This is a genomic window from Nitrobacter vulgaris (assembly GCF_002028545.1).
Lineage (GTDB): Bacteria > Pseudomonadota > Alphaproteobacteria > Rhizobiales > Xanthobacteraceae > Nitrobacter > Nitrobacter vulgaris.
Genome location: NZ_MWPQ01000059.1, coordinates 19,545 through 34,000, shown reverse-complemented (window position 1 = coordinate 34,000; position 14,456 = coordinate 19,545). Strand labels below are relative to the sequence as shown.

Sequence of the window (14,456 nt, the reverse complement as noted above, 5' to 3'; positions counted from 1 at the left end):
GGCGTTCCCGAGTTTTCGGGAGATTATAGGCCGGAGCGCCTTGGGACAAAAGGCGGTCCGCGAAGATGATGCGGTTCCGATATTTTTGGGCGGGACGCAGGCGCCAAATACTTATCCTGATCCCGCTCTAACCGCACAGGCTCTGGAATCGCGCCAGGAACCGGTTCTCGGCCTCGCTCGCCGGCCACGGCGTCAGATAATCCTCGATCATCGCCTCCGGAAGGCCCGGATCGCTGCCGAACAGCCGCTTCGCCTCGGGCTCCGAGAAACCTGCGAGATGGGTCGCTTCGAGATAGGCCGCGCCCATGTCGGCATCCTTGATCTGCTGCTCGATGTCGGCGGGCAATGCTGGTTGCAGTCCGAAGCGGATGTGGATCGCCGACAGCAGCCGCTTCTCCACCGCCTTGTAGGAACCGCCGATCACCGCCTTGAATGGTGAGATCATGTCGCCGATGACATATTCCGGCGCGTCATGCAGCAGCGCCGCCAGCCGCACCCGGATATCGACGCGTGGCGTGTGCTCGCGCATCACGGCCTCGACCAGCAGCGTGTGCTGCGCGACCGAGAAAATATGCTCGCCGTGGGTCTGGCCGTTCCATCGCGCGACGCGGGCGAGGCCATGCGCGATATCCGCGATCTCGATGTCGAGCGGCGAGGGATCGAGCAGGTCGAGCCGCCGCCCGGACAGCATTCGCTGCCATGCGCGCGTCGCGGTCTTCGAAACCCGTCCCGTCATTGCGCAGCGGAACGTGGCTTGCGCGCCTGCTTGCCGCACGTCTCATGGCAATGGCATGTGACCAGATGGTCGTTGACCATCCCCGTCGCCTGCATGAAGGCGTAGACGATCGTGGGCCCGACGAACTTGAATCCGCGCGATGTCAATTCCTTCGAGATTTTGATCGACAGCGGTGTCGAGGTCGGTACGGTCGCGGTGGTCTTGAACCGATTGACCTTCGGCCGGCCGTCCATGAAATTCCACAGCAGCGCGGAAAAGCCCGGACCCTGCTCCATGATCGTCACGTAGGACTTCGCGCTGGTGATGGCCCCCTCGATTTTAGCCCGATTGCGTACGATTCCCGCATCGTCCATCAGCGCGTGGACCTTCTTCTCGTCGTAGCGGGCGATTGTCTCAGGGTTGAAATCCTCGAAGGCGCGGCGGAAGTTGTCGCGCTTGCGCAAAATCGTGATCCACGACAGACCGGCTTGAAAGCCGTCGAGGATCAGCTTTTCGAACAGCGCGCGGTCGTCATATTCGGGTATGCCCCATTCAGTATCGTGATAGGCGAGATAGAGCGGGTCGTCGCCGGGCCACGGACAGCGGGCGAGGCCGTCGGCATGCATACGCGCGGATTGCGTCATGCGACAGTATTCTTCGCCGATAGCTTCAGATCGTCCGGTTCGGCGACATGGATCGGAACGCCGCCCACGGTCAACGGAATCCCGGCCTCGATCGCGTCGGCGGCGCGATCCAGCCGCAGCAGCGCAAGACCCTGGTCCGCTGCCGACGAGCCCATGGTGCCTACGGACTTCTCCCCCGCGACCACGGCCGCCCCTGGCTCGGGCGCGCCATTGTCCAGGCGCACTCGCACAATCCGGCTGCGCGCAGTGCCGCGATGCTCCATGCGTGAAACCACTTCCTGACCGACATAGCAGCCTTTGTCGAAATCGACGCCGTGTAGCCGGTCCATATTGGCTTCATGCGGAAAAGCATCGCCGAACGTGAAATCCAGTCCGCCGCTCGGCACGCCCGCGGCGATCCGGTGAGCCTCATAGTCGGCGCTTTCGACCAGTTCGGCGCCGATCACATTGGCTGCTCGGGCCGCGAGTTCTTCCGGCGCGAGAATGCGCCAGCCGAGCTTGTCGCTGCGCGGGTCTGCGAAGGTCAGGTCGGGGTGCATGGCGGGTTCGCCGTCCCAGGCCGCCAGCACGCCGAGCTTGCCCGAAAGGTTTTCGACCGTGACCTTGGCGCGCAGCTTGTAAAAACCCAGCTTGGTCGCGAGCGGCTGAGCTAGCGGCAACGGGCAATCGATAAGAAAGCCGCCGCCGTGACCGGCCTGCGCTTCGGTGATGAGGAAATCGAAGGTGATCTTGCCTTGCGGCGTCAGCAGCGCGCCAAATCGCCCAAGCCCCGGCTCAACCTTGGTCACGTCCGTGGTCACCAGACCGTTGAGAAAATTGCGGGCGTCGTCGCCGCTGACCTTCACCACGCCCCGGTCGGGAAGAAACGCTGCTTTCATGACACTTCTCTTGGTTCGGGCGTTGCTCTCTTGGCGGTTCCCGCGCAGTACCCACCGGGGAAACCTGCGTGCCGGATTTCGCTTTCGGAACGTAAGCCGCTAAGGTGCGGGCAACAAGGTCCGCGCGGCCGCGCGGAAAGCTTTTGGGAACGATGACCAAGACATTTGACGTGATTCTGAGATCCGGCACCATCGTCAATCAGGACGGCGAGGGGGTCGGTGACATCGCCGTTTCAAACGGCCGCATCGCGGCGATCGGCGGATTTGGCCAGGCCGACGCGGGCGAGGTCATCGACTGCCGGGGGCTGCATATTCTGCCCGGCGTGATCGACACCCAAGTGCATTTCCGCGAGCCGGGACTGACGCACAAGGAAGACCTCGAAACCGGCTCGCGCAGCGCGGTGATGGGCGGCGTGACTGCGGTGTTCGAGATGCCGAACACCAATCCTCTGACAGTCACGGCGGAAACCTTCGCCGCGAAGATGAAGGCGGCGCATCATCGGATGCATTGCGATTTCGCATTCTTCATAGGCGGCACCCGCGAGAATGTGCAGGATCTGCCCGAACTGGAACGCGCTCCCGGCTGCGCCGGCGTCAAGGTGTTCGTCGGATCGTCCACCGGCGCGCTGCTGGTCGAGGATGACGACAGTCTGCGGAAAATCTTCAACGTGATCCGCCGCCGTGCCGCGTTTCACGCCGAGGACGAATACCGTCTGAACGAGCGCAAGAATTTGCGCGTCGACGGTGATCCGCGCTCGCATCCGGTGTGGCGCGACGAGACCGCCGCGCTACTGGCGACGCAGCGGCTCGTTACTCTCGCCCGCGAGACCGGAAAGCGCATTCATGTGCTGCATATTTCGACCAAGGAAGAGATCGAGTATCTGCGCGACCACAAGGATGTGGCCTCCTGCGAGGCGACACCACATCACCTGACCATGGCCGCCCCCGGATGCTATGAGCGGCTTGGCACGCTGGCGCAGATGAATCCGCCGGTGCGCGATGCGGCACATCGCTCAGGGATATGGAAGGGCATCGAGCAGGGCATCATCGATGTGCTCGGCTCCGATCACGCACCGCATACGCTGGAGGAGAAGCAGAAGACCTATCCGGCATCGCCGTCGGGCATGACCGGCGTGCAGACGCTGGTGCCTTTGATGCTGGATCACGTCAATGCGGGCCGCCTGTCGCTGGCGCGCTTTGTCGATCTCACCAGCGCCGGTCCGGCGCGGCTGTTCAACATCGCTTGCAAGGGACGGATCGCAGCCGGCTACGATGCCGACTTCACTGTGGTTGATCTCAGCCGGACCGAGACCATTACGAACAAATGGGTGGCGTCGCGCGTAGGCTGGACGCCCTATGACGGTGTCGACGTGACGGGCTGGCCGGTCGGCACTTTCGTGCGCGGCCGCCGCGTGATGTGGCAGGGGGAACTGACGACCGCATCCACGGGCGAGCCGGTGCGTTTTCTGGAGACGCTGAAGCCCTAGAGCATGATTCCGAAAAGTGGATACCGATTTTCGGATAAGATCATCTCAATCAAAAGGATGGCCGGAGCTGGGCTTATTGCTTCGCCAGCGCGATCGAGAACTCGCCGTTGCGAACGCGGCCCGCAAGACCTTCGACGAACGTCGCCACGGCATCCTCGCCATAGGTGCCGACAAGTTCGGCGAAGGCAGCAAACAGGCTGGCCTGCGCCAGACAATCGCCATCGACACCGTCGTGCCGCGCCTCGGCCCACGCTTCATTGAGGTAGCTCAGCGCAGCCTGCTTCTGCTCATGATCGGGCAGATCGCGGGCCGGGCTGAATGCAAATGGCGGGCGCATGAAAATTCCGAATACGTCTGACGAGGCGAACGCTCAATGGCCGTGGTTTAGCACGCGATTCGGGGCCGGACAGCCAGTTCTTTAGGAAAGGTTAACGCGCCTTGGCGCATTTGACGCGCAATCCCGGCGGCAGAATCAGTTTGCGTATCTGGCGGTCAGGTCGCGGGAAATTTTCGCGCCTTCCTCGACATACCGACGGATTGCGACATTCGCGGCTGGCGTGCATACCCGGTAAGTCTGCTGGAACCAGTTATAGCCGCGGTTAAAGGCTGCGATCATCCTGGAACGGCGTTCGCCCGAGGGCGTTTCGGCGTCGATCAGGGCCTGCATTTCGCTGCGCCATTTCGCGCCGTCGTTGGCGGCGCAGATGTCGCGAAGATAGTGCAGCGTGCCGAGGATTTCGGCCAGACGTTGTAGATCGGCGTCAAAGGGCGCGGCCCCGTCCTGCGCGCGCGCGGGCATCGCGCCACAGATCGCAGCCACCAGAACAACCGCTAAAACCGATTTACGCATGAAGAGGCCCGGATCCGTCGTGATATGCCCCTTCAATGCGATGGAAGCAAGGCGGGACGATCTGCACAGGGCTTTCAACCCCGGTTCAAACCCCGACGAGCCGCCGTGCGGAATCGATGATGGTTTGCAGACCTTCGGTGAGCCGCAATTCGCCTGGCAACTCGGGGGCGACCCAACTGAAGGCGTCGAGTTCGTCGTTCAGGATGGGGTCGCCTGCGATCCAACGGGTCGCGAACGACATCACGATGTAATGCCCGTCGCCGGGCCGAGTCGGCATCACCTCCCGCCAGCCCACGAGACCGATAATCTCGATCGTGAGCCCGGTTTCCTCCGCCACCTCGCGATGTAGCGCGCCAGCGACGGTCTCGCCGAATTCGATTCGTCCGCCGGGTAGAGAGTGCAAGCCCTTGCCGGGCGGCCGGGCGCGGCGCACCAGCAAAATCTTGCCGTCGCGGAAGATCGCGGCGCTGACGGCGAGTTGCGGAAACTGACGCGCGGGAGGCATCAGTGGTTCATAATGTAATCGACATCGGTTTCGCCACCCTGACCATTGATGATGCCGCCGGCCCGCATGACCATCGGCTTGATCCAGCCGACCGCCTGTGTCGCAAGCGCGGCGCGTGTCTCGTGCTGGCGAACCTCCTTCATCGCCGAAGCCACTGCGGTCAGGATTGAGGTCATGGTGGCAGTCAGCTTATCGAATTTGGCGCGAATGTCGGGGTTGGCGTTTTCATAAGCCTGGATCGCCTGCTCGCGTGCCTTGAAATTCGAGGCCATGAAATGCTCCCGGTAGGTCAGGGGCCGCCAATTTAGGAAATCCTCCACGCAATCGGGCATGTCTGGTATCATTTCGAGCAGCATGATGGCTTCGTTGAAGTGATTGAGATAGTCAGTCGCAAGGCCGCTTTGCGGGTTGATATTGGCGGCCGCCAGCGCGGCCCCGCTGCCCGCCCCGTTCTGGTCGGCTTGCGTCGCGATTGCTGGAGAGAAGGGTGATTCGTTGGCCGTCGATGTCATTCGTTCCAGTGTTGGACTCCGATATTAAAACGGATTGAATGTCGCATCTGTTGGGACAATGAAATGTGCGGGCGCTACGTGATCTTGTCGCCGCCGGAGGCGATGCGTCAGGTTTTTGGGTACGCCGAACAGCCGAATTTCCCGCCGCGGTACAATATTGCGCCGACCCAGCCGGCTCCTGTCGTCATCCTTGAGAATGATGCCCGGCGTTTCCGTCTCATGCGGTGGGGCCTGATTCCGGCCTGGGTCAAGGACCCCCGGCAGTTCGCGCTTCTCATTAATGCCCGCGCCGAGACGGTGCTGGACAAGCCCTCTTTCAAGAACGCGATGAAACGGCGCCGCTGCCTGCTTCCGGCCGACGGCTACTACGAATGGCATCAATCGGAAGAACGAAAGCGGCCGTTCTTCATCCGGCCGGGCAATGGCAGGCTGATCGCGTTTGCGGGCCTTGCAGAGACCTGGGTCGGGCCGAACGGCGAAGAGCTTGATACGGTCGCCATCGTCACCACGGCGGCGCGCGGCGATCTCGCGACCTTGCATCCGCGCGTGCCGGTGACGATCGCTCCTGCGGATCGCGCGCGCTGGCTCGACGGCGCCGCTATCGAATCCGAAGAGGCTGCGCTGTTGCTGCGCGCGCCGGAAAACGGCGAATTCGTCTGGCATGAGGTGTCGGCGCGCGTGAACCATGTCGTCCACGACGATGAGCAACTGATTATGCCAATCTCAGCAGAGCAACTGGAAAGCGAGGCGAAGCAGGCCGCAAAGAAGCCAGCGGCTCGCAAGGCTGCGTCCGCAACCTTAAGCGACGATGGTCAGGGCTCGCTGTTCTGACGTGGAAAGCAACATTTCGTGGCCATTGCGCCATTTCAAAAAAGCTGCCGTTTTCCAACCCCTACAGTACCTTGCCCGGATTCATGATGCCGAGAGGGTCGAATAGCGCCTTAATGCCGCGCATCACTTCGATTGCCGTCTTGTCCTTCACGCCGGGCAGATCATCGCGCTTCAGCACGCCGATACCGTGTTCAGCGGAAATCGAGCCGCCCATCCGCAGCGCGATCTTGAAGACGACGGCATTGACCTCCTGCCACCGGGCGAGAAATTCCTGTGTCGTCATCCCGCTCACGGGTTGGCTGACATTGTAGTGAATGTTGCCATCTCCAAGGTGGCCGAACGGGACCGGGCGGGCGTCCGGAATGAGCTTTGCCACGGCGATATTGGCCTCGGCGATGAAGGCAGGTACGGCGGCGACGGGCACAGAGATATCGTGCTTGATCGAGCCGCCCTCCCGTTTCTGTGCCGGCGGGATCGTCTCGCGCAGCTTCCAGAACGCCGCTCGCTGCTGAAGGCTGGCCGCAAGAACCGCATCGCCGACGAAGCCGTTCCTTATGCCCCGATCGAGAACGGCCTCAACGGTCGCAGCCGCATCGTCACGCGACGATGAGATTTCCATCAGCACATACCAGGGATGGCGGTAAGCGAGCGGATCGCGGATGTCGGTGCCGTGCTTGAGGCAGATGTCGACGCAGATCTCTGCAAGCAGTTCGAAACTTGTCAGGCTCCCGGCCGCTTCGGCCTGAGAGATGGCCAGCAGTTTCAGAGCGTCGGCCGGCGATTTCAGGCCAACGAAAGCGGTTTGCACCGAGCGCGGTTTCGAGAACAGCTTCACGACCGCGGCGGTGATGATACCGAGGGTGCCTTCGGCGCCGATGAACAGGTTGCGCAGATCGTAGCCGGTATTGTCCTTTTTCAGCTTGGACAAACCGTTGAGGATGCGCCCGTCGGCCAGCACCACCTCGAGGCCGAGCGCCATGTCGCGAGCCACGCCATACGCCAGCGCGCCGGTGCCGCCGGCATTGGTCGAGAGATTGCCGCCGATGGTGCAGCTTCCTTCAGCGCCGAGCGACAAGGGGAAGAAACGGTCAGCCTCGTCGGCGCGCCGCTGGATTGTCTGCAGGATAACGCCGGCCTCGACCGTCATTGTGTTGGAGGCGGTATCGACTTCGCGGATTCTGTCCATCCGCCGCATCGACACCACGACCTCGCCGCTGTGCGGGGTCTGTCCGCCGACGAGACCGGTGTTGCCGCCCTGCGGGACCAGCGCGATCCGATGTTCACTCGCGAGCTTGCAGATCGCCGATACCTCTGCCGTCGATGCGGGACGCAGCACCAGCGGGGAGCGGCCATGAAACAGGTTGCGCGCCTCCGTGAGGTATTGCGCCAGTTCCTCGGCGTCGGTTACCGCATATTTGTCGCCGACGATGGCCGTGAGGCGCGCAATCAGATCGGGCGACAACGGCGGCTGCAGGAATTCTGGCCTGACGATCGGCACGTCCATCAGCCTTTCGGGGCGGCGGCGCGGCGCAACCTGTCGTTGATGGCTTCCCCGAGCCCCTCGTCGGGAACCGGCATCACTGCGATGGTCCGCGCACCGCTGGTGTCTAAGGCGCGAAGACAGCCGAAAAGATTGGCGGCGGCCTCCTTTAGATCACCGCATTCGGACAGATTTATCACAGCGGCCGCGGTGTCGACACCCGACAGATCGGTCCGACCGAAAGCCAGTAGCGCCTCGCCGCGCGTAAGGTTCGCTACATTGAGCCGCATCCGGGCGCGTGGTGCGTAGTGCGAGTCCAGCATTCCTGACGCCAGCGGCCGTCCAGCGGCCGCGCCGGGATCTGGCGAGGCCAAAGTGTGGCCCAGCACGCGCTCGATGTCGGCGCGCGGAATTCCGCCGGGACGCAGCAACGCCGGCCGATCGAAACAGCCGATGATGGTTGACTCAATGCCAACCTCCACCGGTCCGCCGTCGACGATGAGGTCGATCCGTCCCGCGAGATCGCTTTGTACATGCGCCGCCGTCGTCGGTGAGACGTGGCCCGACAGGTTGGCGGAGGGCGCGACAACCGCGCCGCCGAAATCGCGCAGGATAGCGCGCGCCACTGGATGAGCGGGAACCCGCAGGGCGACGGTGTCGAGGCCCGCGGTGGCAAGATCGGCTACCGGGCAGCGAGTGCCCTTCGGCAGCACCAGCGTCAGCGGACCCGGCCAGAACGCATCGGCGAGCGCGAGGGCGGTGGCATTGAACCGGGCGGTCCGTTTCGCGGCCGCAAGGTCTCCGACATGGACGATTAGCGGATTGAATGCGGGCCTGCCCTTGGCCTGGTAGAGCCGTGTGATCGCCTCCGCGTTGGCGGCGTCAGCGCCGAGGCCGTAAACCGTCTCAGTGGGGAACGCGACAAGCCCGCCGTCGCGCAGCGTCCGCGCGGCTGCGGCTGTCGCGGTCTCCCCGGCCGGTCGAATCTGCGTTGTCAGGTCCACGGTCATAGCGGTTTCGGTTCTCAATTCAGCTTCTTGCGGTGCGCGAAACCCAAGGCTATAAGCCGCGTCTTGTCGGAGTGTGGCTCAGCCCGGTAGAGCACTGCGTTCGGGACGCAGGGGTCGCAGGTTCAAATCCTGCCACTCCGACCATCATTTCAATGACTTATAATTTCGATGCGCCAGCCGCGCAACGCGGCGCGCGACGAATTGACCCCTCATGCGTGCGGTGGCCGTATGCTAGGCGCTAGTGCTTGTTTACGTCGGACCGCTTGTTACGCGGCCGCGAGATTGTCTGGCATGCATTTTCCCGTTTCAGTATCCTGTTATGCGTCGACTTCGATCTTTCGATGCGAAAGATCAAAAGCGTTGACCCGATGCATTTTGCGTCAAGATCGCGCGGTGGTTGCTCACGCGCGAACCTACCGGGCCGATTCACCTGGCCGGCGTAGGCCCCGGATCAGTGCCGCCGTGGCCGAGCGGCGCCTGCGGCAGGAACTGCCGGCCGTTTTCGACCAGGAAATCGAGCATTTCCTGCGCCGGAGGAAGCAACACCTTGTCTTTTCTCCTGACGACGAACCATTGCCGAATAATAGGAAGCCCGGTGATGTCGAGCGTGATCATCCGGCCTTCCTTAAGTTCCACGGCCACGGTGTGCGCCGAGATGAAAGCGATCCCGAGACCGGCGATGACCGCCTGCTTGATGGTCTCGTTGCTGCTCATCTCCATGCCGATCTGGGGCTCGAGATTGCTGTTCTCAAAAAACTGTTCCATGAGGAATCGTGTACCCGAGCCCGGTTTGCGGGACACGAACCTTTCGTGCGCCAGATCGACCGCCGAAAGCCCGGACGCGTTTGCAAGCCGGTGTCCTGTCGGCGCGATGACGACATGCGGATGGTCGCCGATCAAATGCCGGTCCAGTTCGATATCGGGAGGCGGGTGGCCCATGATGGCAAAATCGAGCGCATAGCTGCGCAGAGCCTGACGTATGTCCTGGCGATTGACGATCGTCAGACTGATGTCCATCCCCGGATGAAGCTTCGAAAACGCGGAAATCGCAAATGGGACAAAATATTTTGCCGTACTGACAGCGCCGATCGATATGCGCCCGCCGGTTCGACCGGTGATCATGTCGAGCGACGTTGCGCAACTTTCGATCGCAGCTTCGATGCGCTCGAAAAGCGTGTACAACTCCTGTCCAGCAGGCGTGAGAACCATGCCATCGCTGGTTCGCTGGAGCAGAGGCAGTCCGCAGAGTTGCTGAAGATTCCGCAATTGCAGCGTGACCGCAGGTTGAGTCAAATGCAATTTGTTGGCGGCGGCAGTGACGCTACCTCCTACCGCAACCGATGCCAAAGCACGAAGCTGCCGAATTGTAACGTCGCGAAGCTTCGTGATCATATAAGAAAATTTTTGCCTCGATGAAGGATATTGAAATTGTACTTATTACATGCAACGAGTCAATTCTCGCGATGCTCTGGAAAGCGGCAAATCGGCTGTTTGGAGATTGCGGCCGAGGGGGAGTCTGAATGAGCCAAGAGCTGACACTGCAGCAAAGGATGGATGGCGAGGCGGGATCGGATCCGCTCCGCCAGGCAGTGAAGGAAGCAGTAGCTGCGCTTGCGCGGGCTGCGGTCGATATTTCCGATCTGACCTGCCGCGGAGCGTTGGCCGGGATCACCGGACAGGCACAAGGTCGTAACACCGACGGTGATGTTCAAAAAGATCTCGATGTTCGCGCCGATCAAATTATTCGCGACGCTCTCGGCAAGCTGCCGATCGCAGCGCTTGCCTCGGAGGAAATGGCGGATCTGGATATTTTGAATCCGGGCGCGCCGATCTGCGTTGCATTCGATCCGTTGGACGGTTCGTCGAACATCAACACGAACATGTCGGTAGGTACGATTTTTTCAATCATGCCGACGCCTTCCGATGTCAATGCGGCCTTCAGGCAAGCAGGAAGTGCGCAGCTTGCGGCCGGTTTCGTTGTCTATGGTCCGCAGACCTCTCTCGTTCTCACGCTCGGGCGGGGTGTCGACATCTTCACGCTTGACCGAGCCGACAGGGTGTTCAAGCTCACCGGATCGTCAGTGCAAATCCCGACGGACGCAAACGAGTTCGCGATCAATGCATCGAACAGGCGGCACTGGGACCTGCCGGTTCGCGCCTATATCGATGAGTGCCTTGCGGGAGCCGATGGCCCCTGCGGCAAGAATTTCAACATGCGCTGGATCGGCTCGCTCGTCGCGGAGGCTTTCCGCATTCTTATTCGCGGCGGTATTTTCCTCTATCCCGGAGACGCTCGGGACGGCTATGAGGAAGGGCGCCTGCGCCTGGTTTACGAGGCGCACCCGATGGCTTTCATCGTCGAGCAGGCGGGCGGCGGCGCTTCGACCGGACGAAAGCGGGTTCTCGATATCGTACCCGACAGCCTTCATCAGCGAGTGCCGCTGATTATGGGTTCGATCAAGAACGTCCAGCGGCTCGAACATATGCATACGGTCCCCGACGTCGCTCTGGAAGCGAATGCGCCGTTGTTCGGGAACCGCGGTCTGTTTCGCGTTTGAGGGGCTGATATCGTGTCAAGGAAGCATCCCATCATATCAATTACGGGTTCGTCGGGCGCCGGTACGACGTCCGTCAAGCGAACCTTCGAGCAGATTTTCCGCCGCGAGAATGTCGTTGCGGCCTACATCGAAGGCGACGCCTTCCACCGTTACAATCGCGCTGAAATGCGCACCCGCATGGCCGAGGAATCGGACAAGGGCAACAAGCACTTCAGTCATTTCAGTCCTGAAACCAACTTGTTCGCCGAACTTGAGGGTGTGTTCCGTAGCTATGGCGAGACCGGAACGGGCAACACGCGATACTATGTTCACGACGATGCGGAATCGGCGCTGCACGGTGTTCCTCCTGGAACGTTTACGGACTGGCAGCCTCTGCCGGATGCCTCGGATTTGTTGTTCTACGAGGGTCTTCACGGGGCCGTTGTGACCGACAAGGTAAATGTCGCTCAGTACGCGGATCTCAAGATCGGTGTCGTTCCCGTCATCAATCTCGAATGGATCCAGAAGCTGCACCGCGACCGGAATGCGCGCGGCTATTCCACCGAGGCGGTCACCGACACCATCCTCCGGCGCATGCCGGATTACGTCAATTATATCTGTCCTCAATTCGCTGAGACGGACATCAATTTCCAACGCGTGCCGACGGTGGATACTTCGAACCCGTTCATCTCCCGGTGGATACCGACGCCCGACGAGTCGATGGTCGTCATCCGCCTCAAGAATCCGCGCGGGATCGATTTTCCGTATCTGCTGTCGATGATTCCGAGCAGCTTTATGTCGCGCGCCAACTCTATCGTCATCCACGGATCCAAGCTGGACCTCGCGATGCAGTTGATCCTGACGCCGCTCATCCTTCAGCTCATCGAGCGAAAGAAACGCGCATGAGTGAAATCGCATGTCCGAAATCGCCAGCCCCGGCGGCGTCAAGACGGGGCGTGGCCAACAATACGATCGCGCTAAACGCGACATCTTTTCACGATAGCCAGATGGGGAGGGAACCGACATGGCGCGCATAACTTTGAGACAGTTGCTGGATCACGCTGCAGAGCATGGCTACGGCGTGCCGGCGTTCAACATCAACAATATGGAGCAGGGACTTGCCATCATGGAGGCTGCGGCCGCCGTCGATGCGCCGGTCATCATGCAGGCTTCGCGGGGCGCGCGCTCCTACGCCAACGACATCATGCTCGCGAACATGATCGACGCGTTGGACCAGATGTATCCGCATATTCCGCTGTGCATGCATCAGGATCACGGCAACGAGGAATCGACCTGCGCCACCGCGATCAAGTACGGTTTCACCTCGGTCATGATGGACGGCTCGCTCAAGGCCGACGCCAAGACCGCAGCGGACTACGAATATAACGTCGACATCACCCGCCGCGTCGTTGACTTGGCGCACTGGGTCGGCGCCTCGGTGGAAGGCGAACTGGGCGTGCTTGGCTCGCTCGAGCACGGTGGCGGCGAGCAGGAAGACGGGCACGGCATCGAAGGGCCGGTTAGCCACGATCAACTGCTGACCGATCCGGATCAGGCCGTCGATTTCGTCCGCGCGACCAAGGTCGACGCTCTGGCGATCGCGATGGGCACCTCGCACGGCGCCTACAAATTCTCGCGCAAGCCGGACGGCGACATTCTCGCCATGAAGGTGGTCGAGGAAATCCACCGCCGCCTTCCCAATACCCATCTGGTGATGCATGGCTCGTCTTCGGTGCCGCAGCATCTGCAGGATGAGTTCAACAAGTTCGGCGGCGAGATGCCGCAGACCTGGGGCGTGCCGGTCGAGGAAATCGTTCGCGGCATCAAGCATGGCGTTCGCAAGGTCAATATCGACACCGACTGCCGTCTGGCCATGACTGCGGTATTCCGGAAAGTCGCGGCCAGCAACAAGAGCGAATTCGATCCACGCAAGTTCCTGAAACCCGCGATGGATGCAATGCGCGACCTCTGCCGCGAGCGTTTCGAGCAGTTCGGCACTGCCGGGAATGCCTCGAAGATCAAGGTGATCCCATTGGCTGAAATGGCCAAGCTTTACCGCACCGGTAAACTTGATCCGCGTATCGGTGAAACAGCCGTCGCGGCCGAGTGATACGATCCTGGCTGGCGCAGCCCGGCCTCCGGCTTGACCGCCGGAAGGCCGATTGCCGCAGCATCGCTACACCACCGTCTCCCATGCGGTGACCGCACGTCCCGAGGGCCAGTCTAGCACCTCGTGACATGCCTCCATCCGGTTCCAACTAGGACGATTCATCCTCCCGATCGTCCAGCCCCGGATGTACTGCTCCGTCGTCTTGCATGGCGACGGAGCCTTTCTCTCGGAAGTGCCCTGAATATCCAGGAGAAAATACGAGGGTAAGCCGATCGGGACGCCCGTGCCGCCGCATTCTGGCGCGTGATGTCACAGCACCGCCGAAATATTCGATGGACTTACAATCCCCGCAATCGGGTTCAAACAGTCGCTTCAGTCTCATTCAATCGCATTGTATCAGGCTGAAGCGTTACTTTCATTTGACCATGATCTTATCGATCTTATCGAAAGTGGTTCTTACCCTTCGGGATCATGCTCCAAGCTCTGGCAGTCGGGGGACGATCATGGGAGGACGAATGACATCCACACGCCACGCGGCCATCGTCCTGGCCGCGCTGTCACTGGGCGGATGCGCTAATCTTGAGCGCCACAATTCGAACGCGCTGTCCCAGAGCGATGACGATGGCTATTGCCAGGCGCAGGGCGGACCGCAGGGATCCGCAGCCTACACTGCCTGCCGCAAAAATCGTGACGTCGCCGCCACGCGATCGGATCGGATGGAACGCACCCATCGGGATCTTGCCGAGCGGATGCTGAACGGACAGTAGCCGACTGATTTTCTAAGCCAGCGGACTCACGAACGTCACGGCTTAACTCCCGTCCTGCGAACTGGGCTCGGATCGTGGTTCGTCGCGATATTTCAGAATCCATGCAACATAGAACGTGAAAAGTCCGATA

Annotated in this window: 16 protein-coding genes and 1 tRNA gene; 7 read left to right on the top strand and 10 right to left on the bottom strand. The window is 61.3% G+C overall.

Annotated features, from left to right (window positions below; genetic code table 11):
* Positions 1-127: 127 nt before the first annotated feature.
* Genes B2M20_RS17250 through ygfZ form a run of 3 tightly spaced genes read right to left on the bottom strand, consistent with a single transcriptional unit; the run spans position 128 to position 2,237 of the window.
* A complete protein-coding gene (locus B2M20_RS17250) occupies positions 128-736 on the bottom strand; it encodes a YfbR-like 5'-deoxynucleotidase (RefSeq protein ID WP_079448272.1) in 609 nt (202 codons plus the stop codon).
* A complete protein-coding gene (locus B2M20_RS17245; RefSeq protein WP_079448270.1) occupies positions 733-1,359 on the bottom strand; it encodes a DNA-3-methyladenine glycosylase I in 627 nt (208 codons plus the stop codon). Before B2M20_RS17245 ends, B2M20_RS17250 begins: the two co-directional genes overlap by 4 nt.
* Positions 1,356-2,237, bottom strand: coding sequence for a CAF17-like 4Fe-4S cluster assembly/insertion protein YgfZ (gene ygfZ / locus B2M20_RS17240; protein WP_079448269.1), 882 nt, complete (start codon positions 2,235-2,237; stop codon positions 1,356-1,358). Before ygfZ ends, B2M20_RS17245 begins: the two co-directional genes overlap by 4 nt.
* 152 nt (positions 2,238-2,389) lie before the next feature.
* On the opposite strand from ygfZ, the gene B2M20_RS17235 reads away from it, so the two are divergent.
* Complete coding sequence (locus B2M20_RS17235; protein WP_079448268.1) at positions 2,390-3,724, top strand: dihydroorotase; 1,335 nt, start codon at positions 2,390-2,392, stop codon at positions 3,722-3,724.
* 73 nt (positions 3,725-3,797) lie between these two features.
* Here the strand turns inward: B2M20_RS17235 and B2M20_RS17230 are convergent, their stop codons facing one another.
* The 4 genes from B2M20_RS17230 to B2M20_RS17215 all read right to left on the bottom strand — a co-directional run bounded on the left by B2M20_RS17230 (position 3,798) and on the right by B2M20_RS17215 (position 5,591).
* A complete protein-coding gene (locus B2M20_RS17230) occupies positions 3,798-4,061 on the bottom strand; it encodes a hypothetical protein (RefSeq protein WP_079448267.1) in 264 nt (87 codons plus the stop codon).
* A gap of 135 nt (positions 4,062-4,196) precedes the next feature.
* A complete protein-coding gene (locus B2M20_RS17225) occupies positions 4,197-4,574 on the bottom strand; it encodes a TIGR02301 family protein (RefSeq protein WP_079448286.1) in 378 nt (125 codons plus the stop codon).
* Positions 4,575-4,659: 85 nt separating this feature from the next.
* A complete protein-coding gene (locus B2M20_RS17220) occupies positions 4,660-5,079 on the bottom strand; it encodes an NUDIX hydrolase (RefSeq protein ID WP_079448266.1) in 420 nt (139 codons plus the stop codon).
* Entirely contained in the window at positions 5,079-5,591 is a 513-nt protein-coding gene (locus B2M20_RS17215; protein ID WP_079448264.1) for a hypothetical protein, read from the bottom strand. The genes B2M20_RS17220 and B2M20_RS17215 overlap by 1 nt, the downstream gene beginning before the upstream one ends.
* 63 nt (positions 5,592-5,654) lie before the next feature.
* On the opposite strand from B2M20_RS17215, the gene B2M20_RS17210 reads away from it, so the two are divergent.
* Positions 5,655-6,422, top strand: coding sequence for an SOS response-associated peptidase (locus tag B2M20_RS17210; protein ID WP_079448262.1), 768 nt, complete (start codon positions 5,655-5,657; stop codon positions 6,420-6,422).
* 61 nt (positions 6,423-6,483) lie between these two features.
* Here B2M20_RS17210 and B2M20_RS17205 read toward each other — a convergent pair whose 3' ends face one another.
* Positions 6,484-7,926: an FAD-binding oxidoreductase gene (locus B2M20_RS17205; RefSeq protein ID WP_087881218.1), complete on the bottom strand. Its 1,443-nt coding sequence runs from the start codon at positions 7,924-7,926 to the stop codon at positions 6,484-6,486.
* A complete protein-coding gene (locus B2M20_RS17200) occupies positions 7,926-8,912 on the bottom strand; it encodes an L-threonylcarbamoyladenylate synthase (protein WP_079448261.1) in 987 nt (328 codons plus the stop codon). The genes B2M20_RS17205 and B2M20_RS17200 overlap by 1 nt, the downstream gene beginning before the upstream one ends.
* Before the next feature lie 67 nt (positions 8,913-8,979).
* Between B2M20_RS17200 and B2M20_RS17195 the strand changes: the two genes are divergently transcribed.
* A tRNA-Pro gene (locus B2M20_RS17195) sits at positions 8,980-9,056 on the top strand.
* Positions 9,057-9,338: 282 nt separating this feature from the next.
* On the opposite strand, the gene B2M20_RS17185 is transcribed toward B2M20_RS17195, so the two are convergent.
* Positions 9,339-10,304, bottom strand: coding sequence for a LysR family transcriptional regulator (locus B2M20_RS17185; RefSeq protein ID WP_079448259.1), 966 nt, complete (start codon positions 10,302-10,304; stop codon positions 9,339-9,341).
* 128 nt (positions 10,305-10,432) lie between these two features.
* Here B2M20_RS17185 and B2M20_RS17180 point away from each other — a divergent pair, with 128 nt between their 5' ends.
* The 4 genes from B2M20_RS17180 (at position 10,433) to B2M20_RS17165 (ending at position 14,326) form a co-directional block, all read left to right on the top strand.
* The gene (locus B2M20_RS17180) at positions 10,433-11,470 is read left to right on the top strand and encodes a class 1 fructose-bisphosphatase (protein WP_079448258.1); all 1,038 of its coding nucleotides are present in this window, start codon (positions 10,433-10,435) and stop codon (positions 11,468-11,470) included.
* A 12-nt stretch (positions 11,471-11,482) separates the two neighbouring features.
* Entirely contained in the window at positions 11,483-12,355 is an 873-nt protein-coding gene (locus B2M20_RS17175) for a phosphoribulokinase (protein ID WP_079448256.1), read from the top strand.
* 118 nt (positions 12,356-12,473) lie between these two features.
* Entirely contained in the window at positions 12,474-13,559 is a 1,086-nt protein-coding gene (fba, locus tag B2M20_RS17170) for a class II fructose-bisphosphate aldolase (protein ID WP_079448255.1), read from the top strand.
* A gap of 515 nt (positions 13,560-14,074) precedes the next feature.
* Positions 14,075-14,326, top strand: coding sequence for a hypothetical protein (locus B2M20_RS17165; RefSeq protein ID WP_173816059.1), 252 nt, complete (start codon positions 14,075-14,077; stop codon positions 14,324-14,326).
* Positions 14,327-14,456 lie beyond the last annotated feature (130 nt).